The organism is Embleya sp. NPDC020630 (assembly GCF_044334985.1).
Classification (GTDB): domain Bacteria; phylum Actinomycetota; class Actinomycetes; order Streptomycetales; family Streptomycetaceae; genus Embleya.
The window spans coordinates 100,212-124,539 of sequence record NZ_JBIRUB010000014.1 but is presented as its reverse complement, the minus strand read 5'-3'; the positions used below and the strand labels follow the sequence as shown (position 1 = coordinate 124,539).

Annotated in this window: 19 protein-coding genes and 2 pseudogenes; 12 read left to right on the top strand and 9 right to left on the bottom strand. The window is 70.2% G+C overall.

Features of this window, described 5'->3' with window-relative positions; translation table 11 throughout:
* The first annotated feature begins 108 nt into the window (after positions 1-108).
* Entirely contained in the window at positions 109-1,560 is a 1,452-nt protein-coding gene (locus ACH4XV_RS35195; protein WP_395796394.1) for an AAA family ATPase, read from the top strand.
* Between the two features lie 180 nt (positions 1,561-1,740).
* Here the strand turns inward: ACH4XV_RS35195 and ACH4XV_RS35190 are convergent, their stop codons facing one another.
* Positions 1,741-2,508 (bottom strand): universal stress protein, encoded by a 768-nt coding sequence (locus ACH4XV_RS35190; RefSeq protein WP_395796393.1) that lies wholly within the window; start codon positions 2,506-2,508, stop codon positions 1,741-1,743.
* A 644-nt stretch (positions 2,509-3,152) separates the two neighbouring features.
* Here ACH4XV_RS35190 and ACH4XV_RS35185 point away from each other — a divergent pair.
* Positions 3,153-4,968: pseudogene (locus ACH4XV_RS35185) on the top strand (hydantoinase/oxoprolinase family protein); the annotation flags it as partial.
* A 78-nt stretch (positions 4,969-5,046) separates the two neighbouring features.
* Here ACH4XV_RS35185 and ACH4XV_RS35180 read toward each other — a convergent pair.
* The gene (locus ACH4XV_RS35180; RefSeq protein ID WP_395796392.1) at positions 5,047-5,898 is read right to left on the bottom strand and encodes a hypothetical protein; all 852 of its coding nucleotides are present in this window, start codon (positions 5,896-5,898) and stop codon (positions 5,047-5,049) included.
* Positions 5,899-6,222: 324 nt separating this feature from the next.
* Here ACH4XV_RS35180 and ACH4XV_RS35175 point away from each other — a divergent pair, with 324 nt between their 5' ends.
* The 3 genes and pseudogenes from ACH4XV_RS35175 to ACH4XV_RS35165 all read left to right on the top strand — a co-directional run bounded on the left by ACH4XV_RS35175 (position 6,223) and on the right by ACH4XV_RS35165 (position 8,348).
* Complete coding sequence (locus ACH4XV_RS35175) at positions 6,223-7,044, top strand: pyridoxamine 5'-phosphate oxidase family protein (protein ID WP_395796391.1); 822 nt, start codon at positions 6,223-6,225, stop codon at positions 7,042-7,044.
* A pseudogene (locus ACH4XV_RS35170) lies at positions 6,941-7,795 on the top strand (HAD-IC family P-type ATPase); the annotation flags it as partial. The gene ACH4XV_RS35175 and the pseudogene ACH4XV_RS35170, both read left to right, overlap by 104 nt.
* A 103-nt stretch (positions 7,796-7,898) precedes the next feature.
* A complete protein-coding gene (locus tag ACH4XV_RS35165; protein ID WP_395796390.1) occupies positions 7,899-8,348 on the top strand; it encodes a cation transporting ATPase C-terminal domain-containing protein in 450 nt (149 codons plus the stop codon).
* A gap of 299 nt (positions 8,349-8,647) precedes the next feature.
* On the opposite strand, the gene ACH4XV_RS35160 is transcribed toward ACH4XV_RS35165, so the two are convergent.
* Both ACH4XV_RS35160 and ACH4XV_RS35155 read right to left on the bottom strand, forming a co-directional pair.
* Positions 8,648-9,181, bottom strand: a complete 534-nt coding sequence (locus tag ACH4XV_RS35160) for an ester cyclase (protein ID WP_395796389.1) — start codon at positions 9,179-9,181, stop codon at positions 8,648-8,650.
* A 366-nt stretch (positions 9,182-9,547) separates the two neighbouring features.
* Positions 9,548-11,062, bottom strand: a complete 1,515-nt coding sequence (locus ACH4XV_RS35155) for an MFS transporter (protein WP_395796388.1) — start codon at positions 11,060-11,062, stop codon at positions 9,548-9,550.
* Between the two features lie 169 nt (positions 11,063-11,231).
* Between ACH4XV_RS35155 and ACH4XV_RS35150 the strand changes: the two genes are divergently transcribed.
* The 3 genes from ACH4XV_RS35150 to ACH4XV_RS35140 all read left to right on the top strand — a co-directional run bounded on the left by ACH4XV_RS35150 (position 11,232) and on the right by ACH4XV_RS35140 (position 13,406).
* Positions 11,232-12,164, top strand: coding sequence for a helix-turn-helix domain-containing protein (locus ACH4XV_RS35150; protein ID WP_395796387.1), 933 nt, complete (start codon positions 11,232-11,234; stop codon positions 12,162-12,164).
* 35 nt (positions 12,165-12,199) lie between these two features.
* Entirely contained in the window at positions 12,200-12,313 is a 114-nt protein-coding gene (locus tag ACH4XV_RS35145; RefSeq protein WP_395796386.1) for a pentapeptide repeat-containing protein, read from the top strand.
* A 685-nt stretch (positions 12,314-12,998) separates the two neighbouring features.
* Positions 12,999-13,406: a PPOX class F420-dependent oxidoreductase gene (locus tag ACH4XV_RS35140; RefSeq protein ID WP_395796385.1), complete on the top strand. Its 408-nt coding sequence runs from the start codon at positions 12,999-13,001 to the stop codon at positions 13,404-13,406.
* Positions 13,407-13,879: 473 nt separating this feature from the next.
* Here ACH4XV_RS35140 and ACH4XV_RS35135 read toward each other — a convergent pair whose 3' ends face one another.
* Positions 13,880-14,290 carry a MarR family winged helix-turn-helix transcriptional regulator gene (locus tag ACH4XV_RS35135; RefSeq protein ID WP_395796384.1) on the bottom strand — a complete coding sequence of 137 codons (411 nt, stop codon included), beginning with the start codon at positions 14,288-14,290 and terminating at the stop codon, positions 13,880-13,882.
* A gap of 143 nt (positions 14,291-14,433) precedes the next feature.
* On the opposite strand from ACH4XV_RS35135, the gene wrbA reads away from it, so the two are divergent.
* From wrbA to ACH4XV_RS35115, 4 genes are all read left to right on the top strand, one after another.
* Entirely contained in the window at positions 14,434-15,096 is a 663-nt protein-coding gene (gene wrbA, locus ACH4XV_RS35130; RefSeq protein ID WP_395796383.1) for an NAD(P)H:quinone oxidoreductase, read from the top strand.
* A 26-nt stretch (positions 15,097-15,122) separates the two neighbouring features.
* Positions 15,123-16,550 (top strand): MFS transporter, encoded by a 1,428-nt coding sequence (locus tag ACH4XV_RS35125; protein WP_395796382.1) that lies wholly within the window; start codon positions 15,123-15,125, stop codon positions 16,548-16,550.
* Between the two features lie 44 nt (positions 16,551-16,594).
* Positions 16,595-16,927: a hypothetical protein gene (locus tag ACH4XV_RS35120; RefSeq protein WP_395796381.1), complete on the top strand. Its 333-nt coding sequence runs from the start codon at positions 16,595-16,597 to the stop codon at positions 16,925-16,927.
* 199 nt (positions 16,928-17,126) lie between these two features.
* Positions 17,127-17,357, top strand: a complete 231-nt coding sequence (locus ACH4XV_RS35115) for a hypothetical protein (protein ID WP_395796380.1) — start codon at positions 17,127-17,129, stop codon at positions 17,355-17,357.
* A gap of 141 nt (positions 17,358-17,498) precedes the next feature.
* Here the strand turns inward: ACH4XV_RS35115 and ACH4XV_RS35110 are convergent, their stop codons facing one another.
* The 4 genes from ACH4XV_RS35110 to ACH4XV_RS35095 form a co-directional block, all read right to left on the bottom strand.
* A complete protein-coding gene (locus ACH4XV_RS35110; RefSeq protein ID WP_395796379.1) occupies positions 17,499-18,629 on the bottom strand; it encodes an SGNH/GDSL hydrolase family protein in 1,131 nt (376 codons plus the stop codon).
* 469 nt (positions 18,630-19,098) lie between these two features.
* Positions 19,099-19,875, bottom strand: coding sequence for a thioesterase II family protein (locus ACH4XV_RS35105; protein ID WP_395796378.1), 777 nt, complete (start codon positions 19,873-19,875; stop codon positions 19,099-19,101).
* The gene (locus ACH4XV_RS35100) at positions 19,868-22,819 is read right to left on the bottom strand and encodes an amino acid adenylation domain-containing protein (protein WP_395796377.1); all 2,952 of its coding nucleotides are present in this window, start codon (positions 22,817-22,819) and stop codon (positions 19,868-19,870) included. Before ACH4XV_RS35100 ends, ACH4XV_RS35105 begins: the two co-directional genes overlap by 8 nt.
* 1 nt (position 22,820) lies before the next feature.
* Positions 22,821-23,999, bottom strand: coding sequence for an acyl-CoA dehydrogenase family protein (locus tag ACH4XV_RS35095; RefSeq protein ID WP_395796376.1), 1,179 nt, complete (start codon positions 23,997-23,999; stop codon positions 22,821-22,823).
* Positions 24,000-24,328 lie beyond the last annotated feature (329 nt).

The window sequence follows — 24,328 nt, the reverse complement described above, 5'->3', positions numbered from 1 at the left end:
AACGCCTGGATCTCGACACACCGAAGGTTCGCGAGGGATTGCGCCATGACAGTTCACGCCCACGAACAAGATCTTTCCGAGCCATGGGCGGGTTGTACCGAGACTCACGTGGCGGTGGTGTACTTCGCCGGTGATCGTGCGGTGAAGCTGAAGAAACCGGTTGACCTGGGATTTCTCGACTTCAGCACCCTCGAGGCACGCCGAAAGGCGTGCCGGAACGAGGTCGCTCTCAACCAGCGCTTCGCCCCCGATGTCTACCTCGGCGTCGGTGACGTCCGTGAAGAGAACGGCGACGTCGTGGACCACCTCGTGCTCATGCGCCGCATGCCGAGCAATCGTCGGCTGTCCCGACTGATCCGCGAACAGGCATCGGTCGACGTGGTGTTGCGCGATGTCGCCCGCATGCTCGCGGTCTGGCACGCGAGGGCCCCACGCGGCCCGCGGATCGATTGGCAGGGATCGCGCGACGCTCTCCTGGGGCGTTGGACGGACAGCTTCGAGCAGGTCCGTGCCCTGCCACCATCGATCACGAACCGAGTATCGCGGGCCGTCGAGGAGATCGAGCAGCTCACCTCGGACTACCTGAGCGGACGTGAGGAATTGTTCGCCGGGCGTATCGACGACGGCAGAATCGTGGACGGCCACGGTGATCTGATCGCCGACGACATCTTTTGCCTCGACGACGGCCCTCGAGTGCTCGATTGTCTGGAGTTCGACGACGCCCTGCGCAGCCTCGACGGTCTCGATGACGCGACCTTCCTCGCCATGGATTTGGAGCGTCTCGGAGCGCCCGCCCTGGCGGAGAAGTTCCTTCACTGGTACGTCGAGTTCTCCGGCGACCCCGCGCCGACATCGTTGTGGCACCACTACGTGGCCTACCGGGCCTTCGTGCGGGCGAAGGTGGCCCTGCTGCGGTGCGCGCAGGGAGATGCCCGGTGCGCGCCGCTCGCCGAGGAACTGACCGACCTGACGCTGCGTCATTTGTACGCGGGGGCGGTGCGACTGGTTCTGGTGGGCGGACTGCCGGGGACCGGGAAAACCACCATTGCCGGGGGCATCGCGGACAGCTTGGGGATGACCGTGCTGAGTACGGACCGTCTGCGCAAGGAAAGCGTGGGCCGTGGTCCGAACGAGGTGGCCGACCCCTCGATGTACGCACCCGATCGCATCGCCGCGAATTATGATGCGTTGCTCGCTCGCGCCCGCAGGTTGCTCGCCCTGGGAGAGTCGGTGGTTCTGGACGCGACCTGGAACGCAGCCGAAACACGCTCCGAGGCGCTTGGGTTGGCACACGAGACTGGTGCGGCCTTGACCCAGATCAGGTGTACGGCATCGGAATCCGTCACCGCTCGGCGACTCGCATCCCGGGGCGGCGGCTGGTCGGACGCGGACGCGTCCGTCGCCCGGGCGTTGGCCCGAAGCCACGCCCCCTGGAAGGATGCCGAGGTGTTGCATACGGAGACACCCATCGACGACTGCCTGGCGCGGGCACTCGGGCTGGTGCACCCAAAGGCCACAGCACAGGTATTCAGGCGTCGATCCCTCATCGAACCGAACTGACCTACGGCGCCACCGCCGCGTGGAGGGTGACCACGCCGCCACCCGGTGATCGACGCTGCGCGGCGGGTGACCCGCGTCGTCCGACTGTTCCTCACGGGTGTGAATCGGCGTTCTCCACCCGGGTCATCACGAGGTTGGCGAAGTCCGTGGGGGTTTCGGCTTCGGCGTAGTCGGGTTCCTCTAGCCGCGGAACATCGACGGCCATCCCGCGCGCAGCGCCAACTCGCCCTCCACGCCCGGTTCGTCGATCGTGGTGACCTTGCCGTCGACGACCTCGGCGCGGCCGTCCGCGCCGCGGGCGAGGGCGGCCGCGGTCGCCCCGGGCACGGGCCTGCCCATCGAGCCCGGCCGAACCTCGTTCGCGGCGAAGTTGGCGATCATGATGCATCCCGTCTCCGTTTGCCACCACGTGTCGTGGATGGGGATTTTGAGCACGTCCCGGCCCCACAGGACCGCCTCGGGGTTCAACGGTCGCGGATCGTCTCCGCGGTGTTCCGGCGCGCGGACGACCGCGACCGGACAGGCCGCGTGTGCGATCACCGGGACGACGATGTTCCCCGTGGACATGAGTTCCCTGGCCGAGGAGAGCCGACGCGAGCCCAGAACGACCATGGCGGCGCTCGCGGCCTGTTCCCGCATGACGACGGCAGGTCGTCCGTCGACAAGGGCCTCGGTGATCCGGAGTCCCGGACGAGTGTCCCGAGCGAGCGAGCGCGCCTCTTCGAGGGCCCGTTCCCCCGCGCGTCGAAAGATCCCGCTCCAGGTCTCCCACGGCTTCCTCATGTCCGGGTCACGTTCAGCGCCGAGGGGCCAGTCCAACGCATGGACCAGCCGCAGCCGAAGTCCGCGACGGTCGGCCTCCTTGGCAGCCCATCGGACCGCGAGCCGACCGCCCTGGTTGTTCTCGACGCCGACGACCATGGGCGCCGGTTTCTCGAAGCCGGCCACCGCACACCTCTCTCCGAAACGAGCCGACCCGAAGTGCGGCCCTACTGATCGACTCTGCTCCCGATCACCGACGACCGGCAGGGCCGTTGGGCCCGGTCGGTACGGCAAAGGTCCCCGCATTACACGACCGCGCGGAAAGCCACCTGCCGACGGCTTCGTGTCTGCGGTTCGACGAGCCGGGACCTGATCGCCTACGTCGTGGAATCGGGTGACGCCCGGGTCCCTTGGCCTTCGACTACGGGATATGGGCGATCTTTTCGACCGACTACCTCGTCGGACGCGAACTCGGCCGAGACCGTTGACGATTCGTGTGTTCCCGCCTCTTGGATCTCGCCGCGGTCACACTGCCCGCGACGCGGGTGGTGCGCCTGATCGCCGTGATCGGCCGGATCGGGGTGGTCGCCCCGGGGAGGGCGCAGCGGCCGTCTGTTGGTGCGCACGGCCGCACCGGCCCTCACCGATCGGTATCTACCGCGAGACGCTTTTGGGCGAACATGGTGGCCGCCAGGAGCCCCTCACCTCCATTCGGAGGAATTCGACATACTCGAGTATGTCGTGTTCACGTTGCTCGATCGCCCGGTCCGATACTCGACACGACACGCTCGGGAAGCGGCCATCGCGCCGGACAGCGGAGGGAGCCGGGCGTGGAGGACAAGCGTGGCTGGCAGTTCTGGATCGACCGCGGCGGCACCTTCACCGACGTCGTCGCCCTGAGCCCGGACGGCCGGCTGATGACCCACAAGCTGCTGTCACACATCCCGGGTCGCCCTGCGGGCCCGACGGGGAGCGGCGGCCCCACTCGCGATCCCGCAGTGGAAGGGATCCGCGCGCTGCTCGGCCTGCCCGCAGACCGCCCACTGCCCGAGTCCGACATCGATGTGGTGCGCATGGGGACCACCGTGGCCATCAACGCCCTGCTCGAACGCAAGGGCGAACGGACCGCGTTGGTGATCACCCGCGGCTTCCGCGACGCCCTGCGCATCGGCTACCAGAACCGCCCCGCATCTTCGACCGCCGGATTACCCTCCACCGACGTGTCGCACTTCGCGGGAGAGTATGAGCGCGTGTCGGCCAACCAGGTGGCGGGAGTGCGGTTGCGCGCACCGATGTTGGCCATCCACACGGTCGCCGCGGGTGGCGGCTCCGTCCTGCATTTCGACGGCAGCCGGTTGCGGGTCGGGCCCGACTCCGCAGGCGCGGACCCGGGCCCGACGTCCTACGGCGCCGGTGGCCCGCTGACCATCACCGACGCCAACGTGATGCTCGGCCGCGTCCAACCCGCGCACTTTCCCCGAGTGTTCGGACCGAACGGTGACCGGCCGCTCGACGGCGACCTGGTGCGAGAGCGGTTCGCCGAGCTCGCCGAGGAGATCCGAGCGCACACCGGTGACCGGCTCTCACCCGAGCAGGTCGCCGAGGGCTGTCTCCGCATCGCGGTGGTGAACATCGCCAACGCCGTCAAGCGGATCTCCGTGCAGCAGGGCCGGGACGTCACCCGGTATGTGCTGACCACGTTCGGCGGTGCGGGCGGCCAGCATGCCTGTGCGGTGGCCGACTCGTTGGGCATTCGCAGCGTCCTCGTGCCCCCCATGGCCGGAGTGCTCTCCGCGTTGGGCATCGGCCTCGCCGATACCACGGTGGTGCGCGAGCAGTCGGTGGAGAGCCCGCTCGCGCCGGCCGCGATGCGGCGGGTCCAGTCCGTCGCCGACGATCTCGAATCGGCGGCACGCGCGGAACTGCTCGACGAGGGCACCCCCCGACCGGATCCGGGTGACCCGTCGCGCGCAGCTGCGCTACGACGGGACCGACACCACCGTCACGGTAGACCTGACGGAGCCGGACGCCATGACCGCGGCCTTCGAGAAGAGCCACCGCGCGACTTATTCGTTCCTGATGGACCGTCCCATCGTTGTCGAGGCCCTCTGGGTCGAGGCGACGGGACTCACCGAACAACCCGACCTCGGGCATCTCGAAGCACCGGCAGGCCCCGTCGTCGACACCACGGCGGCCACCACCGTGCGACTCCACACGGGCGGTGCCTGGCGCGAGGTCCCGTTGCTGGAGCGGGCGGCGATGCGGCCGGGAGACACGGTGACCGGTCCGGCGATCATTGCCGAGTCGGGTGTGACCACCGTGGTGGACGACGGATGGCGGGCGACGATGACGCCGATCGGTCAGCTGCTGGCGGAGCGAACGGCCGCACGCGTCGAGCCCGGCGTCGGGACCGAGGTGGACCCCGTGTTGCTGGAGATCTTCAACAACCTTTTCATGGCGATCGCGCAACAGATGGGCGCGCGGTTGGAGTCCACTGCGCAGTCGGTCAACATCAAGGAGCGACTGGACTTCTCGTGCGCGCTGTTCGACCCTGATGGCAACCTGATCGCCAACGCCCCGCACATCCCGGTCCATCTGGGATCGATGGGGACCACCGTCAAGGAGGTGATTCGTCGCCGCGCCGGCCTGCCGGGGGAGTCGGTGACGGAGCAGGCCGAAGCCTGGGGATGCAAGGCGGGCCTGGCGTCGAGAGGATTCAAGCGTTCACGTGTTCGGGGGCATGTGGTGGTCCGACCCGCGCACGGCGCGCAGGCGTGACCGCATCTGCTCGACGAGGTCGTCCCACTGGTGCCGGACCTCGTCCTGGGACGGGCGTCGGCCCTGGCGAATGCGGACGAGTTCATCGCGTACCTCCCGCCCCAGCGCCGCCGAGGCGACGAGGACGAGCATGGCACCGAAGAGGAGGGTGGCCATGCCGAAGACGGCGCCGGCCGCACCGTGGCGGGAGGCGTAGGAATCGAACAGGCGCGGCAGGTAGACGGTGGCGGCCACCGAGTAGGCCGCGGTCAGCACGCCCGCGGCGACGGCGAACGGAAGCAGGGTCGCCGGGGCGAGCCGCTTCGCGGAGATGAGCCAGCCACTCCAGACCAGGAACGCCGTGGTCAGCGGCACCTCGCACACGGCGGCCGCCAGCCCCAGGGGCGTCCCGCCCAGGACCACGTAGAGCCATCCGACGGCCGCGGTGTAGAGGCCGAGCACGCAGATCCACCACAGACCGTTGCGTGTGTTGCGAACACCGAGCGGCTTCAGCTCCCAGGTCTGTTCGAACAACCGCTGCACGGTTCGGGAGAAGCTCAGTACCGAGATCGCCAGGAACAACGTTCCGAAGACGCCGAGGCCGGTGGTCGTGGCGTCGGCGGTGAACACCGACCGTACGGCGTCGGCGCCTCCGTCGGTCAGTCCGTAACGATTGATGACGCGATCCGCGGTCTCACTGCCGAAGACCGTGCCGCTCATCACCGTGAGCGGGAGCAGCGCGGTCAGCGCGCCGGAGGCCAGAGCCATCGAGCGGTCGAAACCCGCGATCTTTTGGAACCGGTTGACGACTCGCAGCATGAACGCCGGACGCAACCAGAATGTCAGCGTCCTGATAAGCCGCTCGCGGTTGATTTCCGCCGTCCCGTCCTCCGGTCATCAAGGGGTGTATGTGGCGAAGCGAGCATAAAGGAGCTTCCCGGGTGAAACGGAGAGCGACACGGTGAACGACGTGTCGTCGTTCGCGGGCCCGTGGTGACCGTTGGTTGCTCCCGGCGCCCAAGACCCGGCCCGTGACGCCGGACCGCCCCACGTTGGGCCGAGGCGAGGCTTGGATCGATTCTCGGGAGGCCATCCTCCGAGTCGTGTCGGCACTCCGCCGACGTGTCGAACCAGGAGTTCACCGTGAACGACGAGACCGCCGGAAGCCGTCGCCCGGACCTTCATGCGTTGTACGACAACATTCACACGCGGGGAAAGGCGATGGGCCTTTCAGCGGCGGACATCACGAAACTGTCGGGGCTGCCCGCCAAATGGCTGGACGACCTTGCGAACGGCACGGCCCCGCTGTCGCGCGCCGCGTTGATCCACCTTTCGAGGGTGCTGCACACCACGCCCGAACACTTGCTGACGGCATCTCCCACGGCCTTCGAGACGGTCCAGACGTCGGCACGCTTCGAGACCGCGCAGCCCACCGAGCGGCAGCTCGTGGAGATGGGTGAGTCCGAATGCTACGCGCGCCTGGCCCTGCAGGAGGTCGGCAGGGTGGTGCCCGGGGAACGGGCGGAACCGCTGGCTCTGCCCGTGAACTACATTCTGGACGGCAAGGACGTGGTGTTCCGTACGGCGCCCGATTCGCCGCTGTGCGCGGTCCGCGGTCCCGTGGCTTTCGAGGTCGACGAGGAGGTCCGTCTGGCCCGGCTGGGATGGAGCGTACTGATCAACGGCCGGGTGGAACGGATCGAGGACGCATGGGTGATCGCCCGATTGGCGGCGGCCGGGAACACCTGCGCTCGACCGTCCGGCCGCCCGGCTCGTGTCGCTGTAGCTCGCATGTGGCCCGGACCGCTACGTGGCGTTGCTCGGCGCCCGGTGGCGTGTCGACACGGAAGGGAGCACGCCGATGCCGACCGAGGCACGCCACGCACCGGAGCCGGATCCCCGAGAACCCGTCCAGCGGCTTGCTCGCGATCTGCGCTGCGGAACGGATGGATTGACCCAGCGTGAGGCTGCCCGACGGCTGGTCGTCTACGGACCCAACGTCCTCCGACGGCGCGGTGGCAGACGCTGGTGGCGCGAATTGGCCGCCCAGTTCGTGCACCCGCTGGCACTGCTCCTGACCGGCGCGGGTGCGCTGGCGTTCGTCGCGGGAACCGCGACGCTGGGCTGGGCGATCTTCGCCGTCGTCGTCCTCAACGCGGTATTCGCCTTCGTTCAGGAACGTCACGCCGAGCGGGCCGTGGAGGCGCTCGGCGACTATCTGCCGGAGCAGGCCCGCGCCGTGCGCGACGGCACGCCACGTTCGGTGGACGCACGCGACATCGTTCCCGGGGACCTGCTGATTGTTGCCGAAGGCGACCGGGTCTGCGCCGACGCACACATCGTCGACGGCACCGTCGACGTGGACACGTCCGCACTCACCGGCGAATCCGTCCCGGTACGGCGCACCGCCGAACCCGCCGACTCCACCCAGCCGCTCCTGCAGGCGCCCGACCTGGTCTTCAGCGGGACCGCATGCGTGGACGGCAGCGCTCACGCGCTCGTGTACGCCACTGGCAACCACACCGAACTCGGTCGCATCGCCGCACTGATCCACCGCGTCACCCGCGTACCCAGCCCGTTGGAGATCGAGGTCAAGCGAGCGGCGCGGATCATCGCCGTGGTAGCCGTCGGAGCGGGTCTGCTGTTCCTGCCTCTCGGTCTCGTGGCCGGACTGTCCCTCACGGACGCGTTCGTGTTCGCCATCGGACTGTTGGTGGCGAACGTCCCCGAAGGCTTGCTGCCGACGATCACCCTCGCGCTGGCGGTCCGTGTCCGGGCCCGGACTCATGAGCGGTCCCCCGCGTCCCCCCGAGGAACGGTTGATCCGTCGCGACCTCCTGGTTCGGGCCTGGCTCTTCCTCGGGCCGATCGCGGCGGCCCTGGTGCTGAGCGCCTTCTTCGCGGTGCTCGTGCACGGGGGTTGGCGCCCGGGCGATCCGACCGGATCGGGCACTGCCCTGCACCACACCTACATCCAGGCCACGACCGCGACCTTCATGGGCATCGTGGCGTGCCAGATCGGCACCGCCTTCGCGGCCCGCACCGAGCACGCCCCGCTGCGGGCCGTCGTGATCGGCACCAACCCGCTCCTGTTGTGGGGAATCGTGTTCGAGATCGCGTTCACCGCCGCATTGGTGTATCTGCCACCCCTGCAACAGGTATTCGATACCGCCGCCCCGCCGATTGAGGCCGTGGGCATCATTGCCGTGTTCCCCCTCGTCATGTGGGGCGCCGACGAGCTGCGCCGCGCCTACCTGCGACGTTCGTGACCCGCCGATGGATCAGGTCGATCGCCACCCCGCGGTCGTCGGGACGGACGAAGCAGCGGGAAGGACAGCGACTCGAGGTCTTCCCGACCACGGCTGCCGCGTTGCCGACCGCCATCGACGGGTTCGTTGCCTTCGGCGCTTCGCGCCTTGCCATCCGTAGGGGCGGTGTGAGACTTGACGGAGTGGGATCCGACCTGCTTTCGGGTGATCTTTTCCCACGGCTGGTCTGCCGTACCGAGCGGATCTGGTCGACTGAGGTTCGGCGCCTTGGAACAGGAGTTGGTGATGCTCCGGGGCGGTCAGTGCGATGTGGTGGCCCGACGACGAGCCTGCCACCACTGGGTGAGACGGGTCTTCCGGTTGAATGCCGCCAGCAGCGCTCGGTCGGGTCCCGACCCGGTCGGCGGCAACAGCCCGACTTGGCGCGCGAATGTGGCCCCATCGTAGGCGATCCGGTTGCGCTGTACCCGCCCGTCGTCGATTTCCATGAAATCCACACCGCGGAGATCGATCCGTCGCCCATTCGCGACGACCCCTTGAAATGGTCCGCCCGTGAACGTCCCGGTGGCGTGCCATTTGACCGCAGCGCCGTGAGCATCGGCGATCACGTCTTCCACGGTAATCGAAAAATCCGGGACGGCGGCCAAGAGTTCCGCGAAGAAGGCACGTACGGCCGCTGCTCCGCGGAACTCGCCGACGGCGATGAAGTCGTCGAAGACGTCGTCGGCCGAGAAAAGTGCGAAACAGTCGAGATCTCCATCATTGAGGGCTTCGAAAACCGCACGCGCCACCTCGGCGGGTCCCCGAGGTGTGCCTGAGTCCGAAGTGGTCATGGGTGCTCCCGGTCGAGGTGGACGCGACAACGCGACCTGGTTCGACGAACACTCCCAGCATCGCGCGGCTGCCCGACCCATGCCACGCCGGTCCAGGCTCCTGTGGTGTCCGAGTGGGGCCGTTGCCATCGACGGTCGATCGCGGGGAGCCGAATGTGACGGCGAGGACGGGCATCGTCTCGGTGTCGGACGAACGATCGCAGCCGACACACGAACGACAGGGAAGACCGATGTGTCGTGCGGCGGTGTGTTTCGAGCGGCCCCGGTGACATCGCCCGGCACTCACGGAGTGCGTCGGCGGTTCAGGCCGCCGGAGTGGCGCTGGGCCCAGAGGTCGGCGGGACCGGCAGATGGGACAGGAAACGCCTACGAGACGTCGCGGGCCGAGGGTGACGGCGCCGAGGACGACGAAGACCGACCGATCGGATCGGCGGGCCCGGCCCCGGCCGGTTCGGCAGGACGCCGCACGGCCTTCGGGAGAGTCAACGCGGCCGGGAGACCGATGAGGGCGCCCACCGCGACCACCGCGACGGCCGTCCGGATCCCGCCCACGGAAACCAGCACCGCCAGGCCGGCCCCGGAGCCGAACTGCAGAGCGGTGGACGCCAGTCCGGTCGCGGCGCCCTGCTCGGCGTCCGCGACGCCCGACGCGGCGGCGACCCACATCGTGGTGAACAAGGTGCCGGTGCCCAACCCGAAGGTGACGATGCCGGGCAGCAGTCCGACGTACGTCGAGTCGTCCGTCATCCCCAGCGCCAGCACCGCGGCCCCCAGCGCCGCGACCGCGAACCCGACTATCAGTGTTCGACGCACGCCCAGGCGCCCCATGAGGCGCTCACCCGCGAGATTGCCCACTGTGATCGACAGCGTCGGCCCCAGAAACGCGACTCCTGTGCGCAGCGCCGAAAAGCCCATCTCGTTTTGGAACCACAACGTCAAAAAGAACGGCACGGCCTGCAGAGTCAGTCCGAACACCAGGATCACCCCGGTCGCGGCCGTCAGAGCGCGCTGCGTGAACAGGCGTAGCGGCAGCAGTGGATCGGCCGTCCGCGATTCCACCGCGACGAATCCCGCGAGCAACAGCAGTGCCACTCCCGCCGTGCCCGGCACCCGGGGATCCGCCCAACCCCACTCCGGCCCCTGCGCAATCGCGAACACCAGCAGCGTGAGCCCGACCGTGCCGGTCAACGCGCCCGGGAAATCGAAGCCTGGCCGCGCCACACCCGCACCGTCGCGGCGCCCGTCCTGCTCGCTGCGTCCGTTCCGTCCCTCGCGCACTTCGCGCCCCTCACGTCCGCCGCGCCACGCCGCGTCGGCGGGCAACAGCGCGAACGCGGCCGTCGCGGCGACCACGACCAGCGGCACGTTCACATGGAACACCGCCTGCCAACCGAACACGCTTGTCAGTACGCCGCCGAGCAGCGCACCCAGGCTCAGCCCGCCCGCTCCCGACACCGCCCACACGGTCAGCGCTCGGGTCCGCGAACGCCCCTCCTCGAACAGCGTGTTCACAAGCGACAGCGTCGCGGGGAACAGGACCGCACCGCCCACGCCCTGCACGGCCCGCGCGCCGATCAGTGCTGCCGGCGCGGTGGCGAGGCCGCCCAGCAGCGAGCCGGCGCCGTACAGCGCCATGCCGAGTACGAACATGCGGCGTCTGCCGAGCAGGTCCGCGAGGCGGCCGCCGAGCAGCAGGAGTCCGCCGTACACGACGGCGTAAGAGCTGACGACCCACTGCAGTCCGCGGTCGGAGAAGCCGACGTCGTCGGCGATCTCGGGCAGAGCGACGTACACGATCGTGAAGTCGAGCGCGGTGATCAGGCCCGCGAGAGCGAGGAGGGCGAGTGTCCAGGCGGGGCGTGTGAGGTTGGTGGGGCGCATAGGGTTGGCAGGCGACGGCATGAGGCCGACCTCCGGAAACGGGCCTCGGGAGCGAGGCGGGCGGCTGGGTCGCTTCCCAGCGTGGGCGCACCGCCGCGGGTTACCCAGGTCCCGGCTTTGCCTACGCACCGCGTGATCACCCTCGCACCGTCCCGGCTATCGTCGCGGTGTGGACGCACGTATCGAACTGAGCGAGTTCCTCAAGTCCCGCCGCGCCCGTCTGAGTCCGGAGGACGTCGGGCTGCGGGTGTACGGCGGCCGCCGCCGCGTCGCGGGCCTGCGCCGCGAGGAGCTGGCGGGTCTCGCCGGTGTCAGCGTCGCGCACTACACGCGCCTCGAACAGGGCCGGGCCGACAGCGTCTCGGTGGAGATCCTGGCCGCGATCGGGAGGGAGTTGCGCCTGGACGAGGACGAGCGGACGTACCTGAACCAACTCGCCAGGCCCAACGCCCGCACCTGCCCCGGGACCACCGTCCCGCCGCGCCCGGGCCTGCGGCACCTGGTGGCGTCCTTCGACGCGACCCCGGCGATCCTGGTCGGGCGGCACACCGAGGTGGTGGCGTGGAACCCGGTCGCGACCGCGCTCTTCGGCGACTTCGCGGCCATGCCCGAGGGCGAGCGCAGCATCTCCGACCTGATCTTCCTCCGGCCGGACATACGCGACCTGCACGGCGACGGCTGGGAGCGCACGGCGGTCGAACACGTCGCGCACCTGAGGGTGTTGTCCGCCTGCTACCGAGGCGACCCGCGCCTCACCGCACACATCGAGCGGCTGCGCGCGGCCAGTCCCGAGTTCGCACGGATGTGGTTGTCCCATCCCGTCGCACGTACGGGCCACCGCTTCTACCGCCTGCACCACCCCGTCGTCGGCGACCTGGAGCTGTACGGCGAACTCGTGACTCTGCCCGGCGACCTCGACTACAGCGGCCTCGACCTGTTCGCCGCCGAGCCGGGCTCCGCATCCGAGCACGCACTACGCCGCCTGGCCGGCTCGGGCCGCAACGAGGACACCGCCTCGCCCGCGACCGCGCCCCCGCCACCGGAGCACCCGACGCACCCGACGCACCCGACCACACCGCCCCGGACGTACAGACAGCCCTGACCACGCTCGCCCTCCTTGAACCCCTCCGGCCCCTGGTGAATCCGTCCGGCCTCCACGTGACCGGCGCGGACCTGCACGGCGCTGAGTTGCACGGCACGGACCTGTTCGGTGCAAACCTGAGCGGGACGCGCCTGCCTGGGCGGACCTGACCGAGCGGGCGCCGGCCGGCGCGTCACCTCGGGCCGGATGGTGTCCTCGATCGTGGCGGCGGTTTCGGGGGGCGCGGCCGTGCCCCTGTTTCCATCGGGCGCCGTTCGGCGATCCAGTGGTCGCGGGTGTGCCGTTCGGCGGAGAGCAGGCATTCGGGGGTGACGCCGAACGCGGGCGGCGCCCACTCCTCCCGGGCTCGTCACCGGTTCTCGGTGTGGCGGTAGCGGCCTACGCCGAGCCGGTCGCGCCGGCCGCGGGTCTCCAGGCGCCGGTAGCTCTCCTCGGCCATACCGAGCGGCCATCTCGGCGCGGCTGCGGCCGGTGTACACGCGTAGGTGGACGATGCGTTCCCGGTCGACGGCGCACAGGTCGGCCGGGGTGACGCCGACGGCGGCCAACCGGGGGGGCGCCCCGGGTCGGGGGCGCGGGTGTCGGCCAGGTCGAGGCCTGACGCAGCTGAGGTGATCCGGTCGATCGGCGGCCGGTGGCAGCGGCTGCGGTCGTGCTCGGCTCCGTGTATTTCCTACGCGCAGCCGCGTCACGTCACCTCACGGGTGCGCGTAGGGGGTTGTCGGTCGTTGCGGCCCGGCACCGGTATCGGAAACGGTCGTTGTACTCCGTGGCGCCATCCGTTGTCGCACCCGTGCCGTGGGGTGCGAGACGCCACCGAAAGGGGCCCTTTCCATGTCAGCCGCACTCTCCGACGATCTCAAGAGGCTCGTCGACGACAACGCCGTCTTCGCGACGGTGGCCACGATCCAGCCCGACGGAAGCCCGCAGCTGTCGGTGACCTGGCTCAAGCGCGACGGCGACGACCTGCTGATCTCCACGACCGTGGGCCGCAGGAAGGAACGAAACCTGCGCAGGGACCCGCGCGTCGCCGTGATGATCAACCCGCCCGACGCGCCGTACACCTACGCCGAGGTGCGTGGCACCGCCACCCTCGGTACGGAAGGCGGTGCGGAGCTGATCGACGAACTATCGCGCAAGTACACGGGCAAGGACTACGCGGACTTCAATCCCGCCTCCGCTGACGACACCCCACGCGTCGTCGTCCGGGTCACCCCGCGCAAGGTCGTCGGCTCGATCTAGCTGCGCAGGCACGCACATCAGGCACGTCAAAAGAACCCTCGGCGCCGGACGTGCGGTCGACGCAGACCGCCGGTCCGGCGCCGAGGGCGGCGGGAGGCGCCGTCGAAGGCCGGCGAGCCACGGCGGCAGCGGTTGGGCGGCGCGCGCCGTACGGCTCTGCGACGGCGTGACCGAGAACGCCCGCCGCTCATCCGCCTCGGGCAAACCCCCGTATCCGAGCACGAGATCTGCCGCCGCAGGTCAAGCCGGCCGATGATCACGGTGCGTTCGTCCGCTTGGAGCGGAGGGCGCTGCAGTTCTGGTGCCATATCGGCGAGGCCTCCTGGGCCGTCGGGAGAGCGCGCCCGGCTATTCGTGTGGGGCGATCGGTGGGGCCTCCGGGCTGGTCGGGCTGCCCTTCGAAGCCGGCGCTTCGTTGCCTTCCGGGGTTCATGACACTCCCGTGCGAGGGCGACGCGCATCGACGTCGGCCGTCATGGCGGCGAGTACGCGAGGCAGCCCGGCCACCGTCGCCTCGGCGATCCCCGCCACCGTTTCCTCGCCGAGCATGCGCCACAACTCCTCGATCCGCTCGACGAGTTCCAGGCCACTTCGGTCAACTCGACGATGCTCGCGCGCTTGTCGGAAGGGGCCTGCGTGCGACGGACGTGCCCCGACGCTTCCAGCTTGCGGGGCATCAGCGTGACGCTGGGCGGCTCCACCCCGAGCGCCTCACTCAACTGGGCCTGGATACGCGGGCCGCCGGTGCGGGCGAGTTCGAGCAGAAGCGCCTCCTGGCCGGGGTGCAGTCCGAGCAGCGCGATCAGCGCAGCGGCCCGGGCCCGGTGCCGCAGGCTCAACGGTCGGATGGCCTGGTTGAGGGCATCGGCCTGGGCGAAGTCCACGGTCCTCCTCCTTGACGAACTACTTATGCGCATAACATTATGCAGATAATCTTATGCGCGTAAGCACTTCATGCGCACCACCCCGAGGGCGGCTCCGGCAGCCGTACGCCGTCACGCGCCCTCACCCGCTCCAGGAGCCGTACATGACCGCCAAGATCGCCGTCGTCTACTACAGCGCCACCGGTTCGGTGCACGCTCTCGCCCAGGCCCTCGCGGACGCCGCCGCCGCGGCCGGAGCGGACGTGCGGCTGCGCCGAGCCGCCGAGCTCGCGCCCGACAGCGCGATCGACGAGAACCCGCTGTGGCGCCGCCACACCGATGCCACCGCGTCCATCCCGGAAGCCGCGATCGACGACCTGGCCTGGGCCGATGCCTTCGCGTTCGGCACACCCACCCGATTCGGGGCGCCCGCCGCACAGCTCAAGCAGTTCCTCGACCAGGCCGGCGGCCTGTGGCGCGAGGGCGGTCTGGCGGACAAGCCCGTGACCGCCTTCACGTCGGCGTACAACCGGCACGGCGGCAGCGAGGCGACGATCCTGTCGCTGAGCAACGTTTTCTACCACTGGGGCGCGCTGATCGTGCCGCCCGGATTCACCGACCCCACCGTCCATGCGGCGGGCGGCAACCCCTATGGCACTTCCGCCGTCACAGGCCCGACCGGGGAGGGTCCCGACGATGCGGCACTGGACGCGGCCGCCTACCAGGGCCGCCGCCTGGTCGCCATCACCGACCGGCTCCACGCAGGCCGTGACATCACCGCCGACGCACCGCGTGACGGCGGCACGCCCGCTACCCAGGCCGTATGAGCCTCCGTCTGCCACGAGGGGAAGCCATGACCACCACCACAACCACCGAACCCGCAGCCACCGCACCGCGCTCCGGCCCCGCCCGACTGATCCTGGCCCTGGCCTGCGCGTGCCAGTTCATGGTCATCCTGGACGCGTCCATCGTGAACGTGGCGCTGCCGTCCGTCCGTCGCGACCTCGGTTTCACCTCGACCGGAGTGGCCTGGGTGGTGAACGGCTACCTGCTCACCTTCGCCGGCTTCATGCTGCTCGGCGGCCGTGCCGCCGACGTATTCGGCCACCGTCGGATGCTCGTCGCCGGGCTGTCGGTGTTCTCCGCGGCGAGCCTGGTCGGCGGCCTCGCCGGTACTCCGGAAATCCTGGTGGGCGCCCGCATCACCCAAGGTGTCGGGGCCGCGGTGCTGGCCCCGACGACTCTGGCCGTCCTCAACACCACCTTCACCGAAGAACGCGCCCGCGCCCGGGCGTTCGGCGCCTGGTCGGCTGCGGGCGGCGTCGGCGGGATGGCGGGTGCGCTGACCGGCGGCGCGCTCACCACGGGCCTGTCGTGGCGATGGGTCTTCCTCATCAACATGCCTATCGGCGCGGTCCTCGTCGCCGTGGCGATGACCGTCCTGCCCGGCATACGCGCCGAACGCGGCACGTCGCTCGACCTGGCCGGCGCGGTCACCGGTACGGCCGGCCTCGCCGCGCTGCTCTACGGTGTCATGCAGGTCACCGAATTCGGCTGGACGTCTTCGCACGTCGTCGCGCCGACCGCCGCCGGACTGGTCCTGCTGGCGGTGTTCACCGTCGTCGAGGCCCGGTTCGCCGACCAACCGATGCTTCCGTCGCGGCTCTTCGGTCTCCGCGGTGTGGCCGTCGGGAATCTGACGCTCTTGCTGTTCGGCGGGATCACGATCGCAATGTGGTACTTCACGTCGCTGTTCCTCCAAAACGTACTCGACCACAGCGCCCTACGTGCCGGGCTCGGCCAGACCCCGGCCGCCATCGCGTTCATGCTGGTTGCCCGACAGTCGGCGATCCTGCTTCCGCGCGTCGGTGCGCGCCTGTTGGTCCTCGGCGGCTCGGTGTGCTTTGTGATCGGCTTCGGCTGGCTGTCCCGGGCCGGTGCGGACAGCGGCTACCTCGCGGACGTGCTCGGCCCGACGTTGCTGATCGCCGCCGGCATCGGTCTGACGTTCCCGACCTTGATGGCCGCCGCCACCGCCGGGGTCGCGGGTGGGGACGCGGGTACGGCCGGCGGTCTGGCCAACACCGCCGTCCAGGTGGGCGGATCGCTCGGGCTTGCCGCGCTCGCCACGGCCGCGGCCGCCCGGGCAGCGCATGCGTCCGATGCCGAATCGGCGAACGCCTTGGCCGACGGCTATGACCTCGTGTTCCTCACAGCCGCGGGCCTGGCCGCGGCAATCGCCCTGGTCGGCATGCTTCTTCCGCGCCACCAGCGCACCTGAGCGCCAACGGCAGGCCCGGCGTCGCCGGGCGCACGCGGCGCCGCATGACCAAGGCCGGGGCGGTGCTGTCGGCCGCGGTCGTTCTTGTGGTCGGCTCGATCAGGCCCGCCCACGCCGGAACAGCGGAGATCAAGCGGGCCCTCCACCTGACCGCGTGGCCGACGGCGGGCAGCCGAAAGGAACGCCAGATCCAGCTCCGCGCCGACAGGTACTTCTGGTACTGCGCGATCTACGGCGGCGACTACTACCGCTACACGCAGAACTGCACCCTGTGGCCCGACATGGACGAGGCAGCAAGGGCGTACCTCATCACCGAGCCCTTCAACTTCCCCACCAGCGGCCCGCACACCGTGATCAGCCGACTCATCGGCGCCTGACGGGCGCGGGCCGGAGCGCCACGAAGCGCTGCTGTCCCTTGGAAGGGAGACCCGGAAGCTGGTCCGGTCGCTCGCCCTGCGCCCCCGCCTTGACAGGGGTCGTCTCCACGGACCGATGTGCGCCGTCCGCCTGCGGGCCGTTCGCGACAAGAGGCCCTTCCGTTACATCGGAAGGGCCTCTTGTCGCGTAGGCAGTACCGTGCCGGTCCCGCCCGCGGCCAGTGCCGCCCGTCTCGCCGTCCTCACCGCCGAAGGCGCGGACCGACTGCGCGGGGTACCGACCGACCACCTCGACGACATCGAGCGCTGGTTCACGGGCTTCTTCACTCCGGACCGACTGCGCGACCTGGTCACAGACCTGCGCACGCTCCGCGACGCCGTCCACCCGAGCGCGGCGAGGAACACCACCCCGCTGCCCGCCTCGGCGTGAGACCGGGCCGTCTCCGAGACACCGTCTCCGAGGCACTGCACGACTGGCGGCACTGCTCGACGGCACCCGTGGCTGCGGCCGACGTGGCCACAGGGGCGGGGCGCGCTGCGTCGGGTCATCCGGACCGATGCCGCACGTGGTTCACGTGTCGAGGGCCTCGCGTGTGAGTGTCGTTGTCGCCGTGCTCGGGCGCGGTGGCCGAGCGGGCTCCGGTGACCGGCCCCCGGGTCGGTGTCGGCGCAGGGCGGTGCGGATCGCCTGCTCCACCCGGGCGGCGGTGTTGGTGTGGCCTGCGGCGTTGGGGTGTACCAGGGTGGCGCGTTTGCCGATGAGGGCGCAGTTCAGCAACAGGTCGGGGACTTGGGCCGGCCAGTAGTCGTCGGCGTTGCCGCAGATTCCCTCGATCCATTTGGTGCCTTCGGGCTGACAGGCGTCGTGGCCGATGCTGGAGGTGTAGGTGTCGACGTAGCGGTCGCCGAAGGCGGAAGTGGCCTGCCGGATCGTGTCGTTGAGTGGTTCGAGGACGTGATCGCGGTACCAGTCGACGTCGGTGTGGGTGATCGCGCCGAGTTCGATCAGGGACTGGGGGTCACAGCTGGTGCCTTGCCGCGGCAGGATGGTCGGGTAGCCGATCGTGATCACCTCGGCCCCGGGGGCGGCCCGGTGTACGAGGGCCGGCATCCGGGTGTATTCGTTCCGGACCCGTGCCAGTTTGTCCGGGACGCTCTCCGTGCCCGCGGGAGGGACGGCGTAGTAGTCGCGGCACGACTTGCCGACCGCGCCCCGTTCGACACAGGTGAGCAGCACCTCGCCGAGGGGCAGGCTGTTGCCGCCGACGCCGATGGTGACGACGTCGGTTTCGGCGTCGAGGCCGGCTCGCCGGATCTGCGGGTCGACCGGGGGCCAGCCGCCGGCAGGGGGCTGGACGGGACTGACGGGTGTTTGTCGGGTGGTGGTGATGTCGCCGATGACGGCGTTGTCGCAGGAGACGTCGGTGAGGTGTACGGGCTTGGCGGGCGGGCGCCGGGCGAGTGCCCGTGCGACGACACCGGGGTAGGCGTCGGTGGTGCGATCGCAGCCGTCGCGGGATGGGTCGCCCAGCCCCGGCCGCGGGTCGCCGACGAAGTCACCGGCGGTGTAGGAATCCCCGAGCGCGGCCCACTCGTAGCCATCGGTTGCGCCGGCCGCGTCGGCGGGTCCGAGGGTGACCGCGACCAGCACGAGCACGACGGCCAGACCCCGCACGCGCGCGCGAGGCGGGAAGTATCGCACGAGTCCTCCAGGTTCGACGCAAAAGGCCGTCCGCAACGCTGCCCCGGGCGCAAGAGCACCTCGACCGATCATCCACGCGAACGAGCCCACTCCCGCGAGGAAACGAGACCATCACCCCCGATCGCACCAAATAGTCGGATCATCGACCGATCCCCGTGGAGTACGCGGCCGAGGTGCCGACCGACCACCCGGGTACGTCGAACACTCGGGCGTGCCGGGCCCGACCCCGCGAGCTTCGACGCCGAGTACGCCGCAGGACAACCCTGGAACGACTCAGCGAGCGGCGACGCCCTTCTCGCGGACCTGTCCCCGGCCGCCGGCCGCGCGCCCGATGCCGGTTTCCGGCGAGCGCACGGGTGAGGGCACCCTGTGGTTGACGGTGGGCGCATGCCACGGCCCGGCGGCCCGGATGAAGGCATCGTTCGCTGTGCTCGGGGGCGGGCAGGGTGGTGGCCGATCGCATACGCCTTCACCGTTTGTTCAGCGCCGTGTTGAGGTCCTTGCGCAGCGCGCGCAGGAGGTAGGGGCGGGCGTCGTCGAGGTAGGCGTGTCCGCCGGGGAAGCGTCGCACGGTCGTCGGCGCCTCCGTGCTGAGCCGCTCCCATTCCGTGAGGAGTTCTGGGCGCAGGGAGTCGTCCCCGTCTCCCGTGTACACGGTGATCGGGCAGGTCAGCGGTACGCCGGGCCGATGGGTGTAGGTCTCGGCGATCGTGTAGTCGGCGCGCAGTCGCGGCAGCAGTGCGCGCATCAGTTCGGGTGCGTGCGCCCCGGCTGCGGAGTCGCCGCCGAGCCGGCTCACCTCGGCCAGGAATTCCGGATCGGGGAGCAAGTGGCGGGCGCGGGCGGACTCGGCCACCCGCGAGGGCGGTTCGCTCCCGGACGCCACCAACATCACCGGTGGACGGCCGGCGGCGTTCAGTGCTCTGGCCGTCTCGTACGCGATGATCGCGCCCAGGCTGTGTCCGAAGAGGGCGTAGGGCCGTTCGGGCGCGGTGTCGAGTCGCTCGGCCAGTCCCCGGGCCGCGCCCGCGATCAACGAGTCCGGGTCCGTGAGCGGGGGTTCACCGGATCTGGTGTCTCGGCCGGGAGGTACGACGGGGCAGACCCGAATCTCCGGACCCAGGTCCGCGGCCCACGAGCGGTACTCCCCGGCTCCGCCGCCGGCGGGTGGGAAGCAGAACAGGAGCACGCGACAGTTCGGCCCCGGGTCGGGTGTGGGCAGCAGCCACGAGGCGGGCTCAGACATCGGTGACCCTCCCCTCCGGCGTCGGCCGCGATTCCGTTCCCGGTTCCGCGTCCGCGCCGGTGTCCACATCCGTGCGCGCGCCGGTTTCGGTGCCCGCCCCCGCCGAGCGCGCTATCAACGCCGCGATCGTGGGCTGCGCGAGAAAAGTCTCCACGTCGATGTCCAGGCCGAGTTCGCGGCGTGCCCGGGAGACGAAGCGGGCCGCGTCCAGGGATGTGCCTCCCGCGGCGAAGAAGTCGTCGGTCTGTCCCACCCGATCCACGCTCAGGATCCGCGCGGCCAGGGTGGCCAGGGCGTGTGGGGTTTCGCCGGGATCCGCGCCCGAGTCGATGTCGCGACCGGCGAGGTTCGGCAACGCCCGGTGATCGATCTTGCCGTTGGTGTCCAACGGAACCTTCGAGATGACGCCGATCCTCGACGGAATCAGCTGCGTGGGCAGGTGTTCGCGCAGGTGCTCCAACAGACGCGCCTCGTCGAACGCGGCGCCGTCGGCCATCACCACGTGGGCCTCGATCCGCCCGGAGATCCCGTTCGGCCCGGGGATCACCTTCGGCAGGGCGGTGCGCACATCGGGGTGCGCCTCCAACTCGGCCCGGATCTCGCCGGGTTCGATCCGATGCCCGCGGATCTTGACCTGGTGGTCGGACCGGCCGAGAAACTCCACGGCCCCGTCCCGGCGCAGCCGCACCACGTCGCCGGTGCGGTAGAGGGTGGCCCGGGAATCCGTCGAGAAGGGGTCGGGCACGAAGCGCTCGGCGGTTGTCGACGGCCGTGCCCGATAGCCGCGGGCCACGCACGCGCCCGCGACGTGGAGTTCGCCCGGGTAGCCGACGGGTACGGGCGCCCCGTCAGCGTCCAGCACCCACACCCGGACGTTGTCTATAGGTGTGCCGATGGGTACCACCGATCCCTCGCCGTCCTCGGGTCGGCAGTGCCGGTGGGTGACGTCGATGGTGCACTCGCTGGGGCCGTAGAAGTTGTGCAGTTCCACGCCCGGGTTGGCGGCGTAAAAGCGCCGGCACAGTACGGGGGGAAGAGCCTCGCCGCCGCTGAAGACGCGGCGCAGACCGGCGATGTCGGCGAGCGCGGGCTCGTCTTCCTCGATCAGGACGTCGAGGAGCGAGGGGACGCAGGCGAGGATGGTGACACCCTCGGCGACCGCTTCCGTCAACAGGGCGTGCGGATCGCGGGCCGCCTTGGGTGCCGCCACGACCAGACGGGCGCCGGAGACCAGCGGCGCGAAGATTTCCCAGACGGAGATGTCGAAGCTGAGGGACGTGTGGTGCAGGATCGCGTCCTCGCCGGTCAAGGGGAACGTTCGGGCGTCCCAGAGCAGACGATTGACCAGGTTGCGGTGTTCGACCTCGACGCCTTTGGGGGGGCCGGTGGAACCGGATGTGTAGATCACGTAGGCGAGATGGGCCGCGGTGGCCGCGTCGTCCGGGGGCGTGTCGGGGGCGCGGTCGGGCCGGTCCCGAACCTCGTCGAGGAACAGGACCGGTACGGAGGTCTCCGGCAGCCAGTCGCCGATCCACGCGTGCGTCAGCAACAGCACCACCGCGCTGTCGCGAAGCAGGAACGACAGGCGCGCCGGCGGGTATTCCGGGTCCAGGGGCACGTATGCGCCACCGGCCTTGAGGACGGCGAGGACGGCCACGATCGTGTCGATGCCGCGTTCCAGGCAGATTCCGACGGCGTCGTCGGGGCCGACGCCGTGCTCCCGCAGGAGGTGCGCGAGTCGGTTGGCGCGACGGTCCAACTCCGCGTAGGTCAGCGTCCCGGTGGCCGAACTCAGTGCCGTGCGGTCGGGATATCGGGCCGCCGCACGCTCGAAGAGGTGGTGTACGCACAGATCGGGCGGGTGGGGAACAGCGGTGTCGTTGACTGCGGATGGCACCCTGAGCCGGGCCGACGCCGACACGTCGACCGGTTCGGGCGGGCCGATCACGCGTGGGCATCGCAACGGCTCCGCGGGTACGTGTGCGGTGGTGCCGGCGGCACCCGCGAGTCGGCCGGCGCCGGGCGTCTCGGCGAGCAAGTGGCGATAGCACCGGGTCGCGAGTCGCCCCTCGGCCAGACCCGCGGCGCCGTGTACGTGCAGGCCATGGTCGACGCATTCCCGCACGAGTCCGAGAATCGCGTCGACGAACGCTTCGGCACGCTTGTGGGCGATCGAGGCGTCGATGCCCTCGGCCAGGCCCAGCAGACCTTCCTGTACCGCCAGACGCAGCCCTTCGAGGCGGGCGCGTTGGGCGGCCAGGGGGAAGGCGAGCGCCTGGTTGCGGCCGATGGTCCGGCCGAACTGGCGCCGCTCGCGCGCCCGGGTCAGGGCCGCATCCAGTGCGGTGGCGCCGATCCCGAGCAGGTACGCGCCGCGCAACCATGTCGTCATGGCCCACAACGAACCGACGTCGCCCCGGAGTTGCCCGGCGGCCTCGTCCCGGGGGCCGACCGCCCACAGGGGGCCGGCGGGACCGGCGTACGGGTCGGCACGCAGCCGGCCGCTCGACACGGTCCGCAGCCCCCCGGTCGCTTCGTCGGCCAGCAGGACGAGGTCCGGGACGTCGTGGAGCAGGTAGCCGAGTGAGCCGTCCGACCGGATCACGTGGGGATGCGAGGGCGCGCACACGGCCACGCTCGGCCGCGGCGGGGCCGCGGCACCGGCGGGCGGTGGGGTCCATGTGTGTGCCGGCGCCAGACTTGCCGGCACGGACCCCATGGTTTGGAAGGGGAGCAGGGCCCGGCCCAGGCTCTGGGCGAGTAATCCGGCCTCGGTGACACCGAGGCCCAGACCGCCGTCGTCGGCCGGCACGAGCAGGCCGTTCCAACCGTTGTCGCCCATCAGCGTGCGTGCGCGTTCGTGCGCGTCGTCGCCGGTACAGCCGCGCCAGGCGACTTCCAGATCGTGGGCGAAGTGGCGTTGCCACGTGGTGCGGACGAACATCTCAGACCTCTTCCGTTGCCCAGGGGTCGTCGCCGTCCAGCAGGTCGCCGGCGACGGTGTCCAGGAGTACCTCCGAGGTGCCTGCGGCCAGGGAGAGCCCGGGGGCTTCTCGGACGGCGACTGCCAGGTCCGGGAACAGCGGGTGGGCGGTGCCGTCGGCGGGGGATGGGCCCAGCACTTCCCAAGCCAACGCGGCGACCCGTTGGGCCAGTTCGCTCGCCCACCACTTGGCCGCCGCGGCCGTCGCGGCCCCCGGGCGGCGCTCCGCCACGTCCTGCACCGCTCGCCAGGCCAGCAATCGACAGGCTTCCACCTCTGCGTCCAGGCGTGGCAGGCCCTGCCGCACCCGGACGTCGGGGAGGCCCGGGTCGGTTTCCAGACAGGCGATCAGGCGGTCGAGCCAGCGCCGGGCCCGGCCGGCGAAGCAGATGCCGGTGCGTTCCAGGCCCAGCGCCTGGGCCAGGAGGGGCCAGCCCTGGCCGGGGCGGCCCACCAACGATTCATGCGGCACCTCGACATCGTCGAGGCGGACGTCGAAGAAGCGCTCGGGGTTGACCGTGGGCACCGGAGCGATCCGCACGCCCGGATGGTGCAGGGGGACGACGAACAGGCTGATGTCCGCGTACTTGTTGCCGCTGTCGCCGGGAGTGCGGGCGGCGCAGATCGCGTGGTCGGCCTCGGCGGTACGGGCGTTCCACGCCTTGACGCCGTTCAGATGCCACCCCCGCGCAGTCGGCTCCGCCCGGGTGGACAGGCCGCCGAGGTCGCTGCCGACGTCCGGTTCCGTGTACAGGACGGCGAACACGCTCTCCCCTCGGGCCATCGCGGGCAGGTATCGGGCGCGTTGGGCGGGCGTGCCGGCGGCGAGGATTGTGGCCCCCGCGTTGTCGATGGTGTTCACCCGCGCGCTGTCCGGGATTCCGTGCAGGGCGAGTTCCTCCGCGACCACCGCCGCCGCGTACGCGTCCGCGCCCAGCCCGCCGTACGCGCGGGGCCAGTGGGGCGCGAGCAGGCTTTCGGCGCCGAGCGCGCGGTAGGTCGCGTCGGTGTGCGCGAGACCTGCCGTGTCGTGGGCCTCCGCCCACACGCGTTCTCGCTCCGCACGCAATGCGGGCCGGTCGAGTATTCGGCGCGCACGAACTCGTATGTCGACGTGATCCACGATCATGGCGGCATGCATGGACTCTCCTCCACGGGTCCCGACGAAACGGTCCGAAGGCGATTCCTCTGGTACCCGAAGCATCGCGAATAAAGCCTGCACCGCTCCTCGATCGAAGAAATGATTCGGATGATCGAATTCCGATTCCGACTTCATCCTCGGTGATCGGTGACGCGGGTGTCCAAAGCCGCTCCGAGAATGCTGCGGGAGTTCGATCGCAGCGACGAGAGCGGTCCTCGATGGAGATCGAATCACAATGCTGCCCGCGATCCGAGCGAACAAACAGACATAGCCTCGACTTCTTTTTCGAAAGAAAAGATGCACCCGTCAAAGCATGATCAATTCTCCGT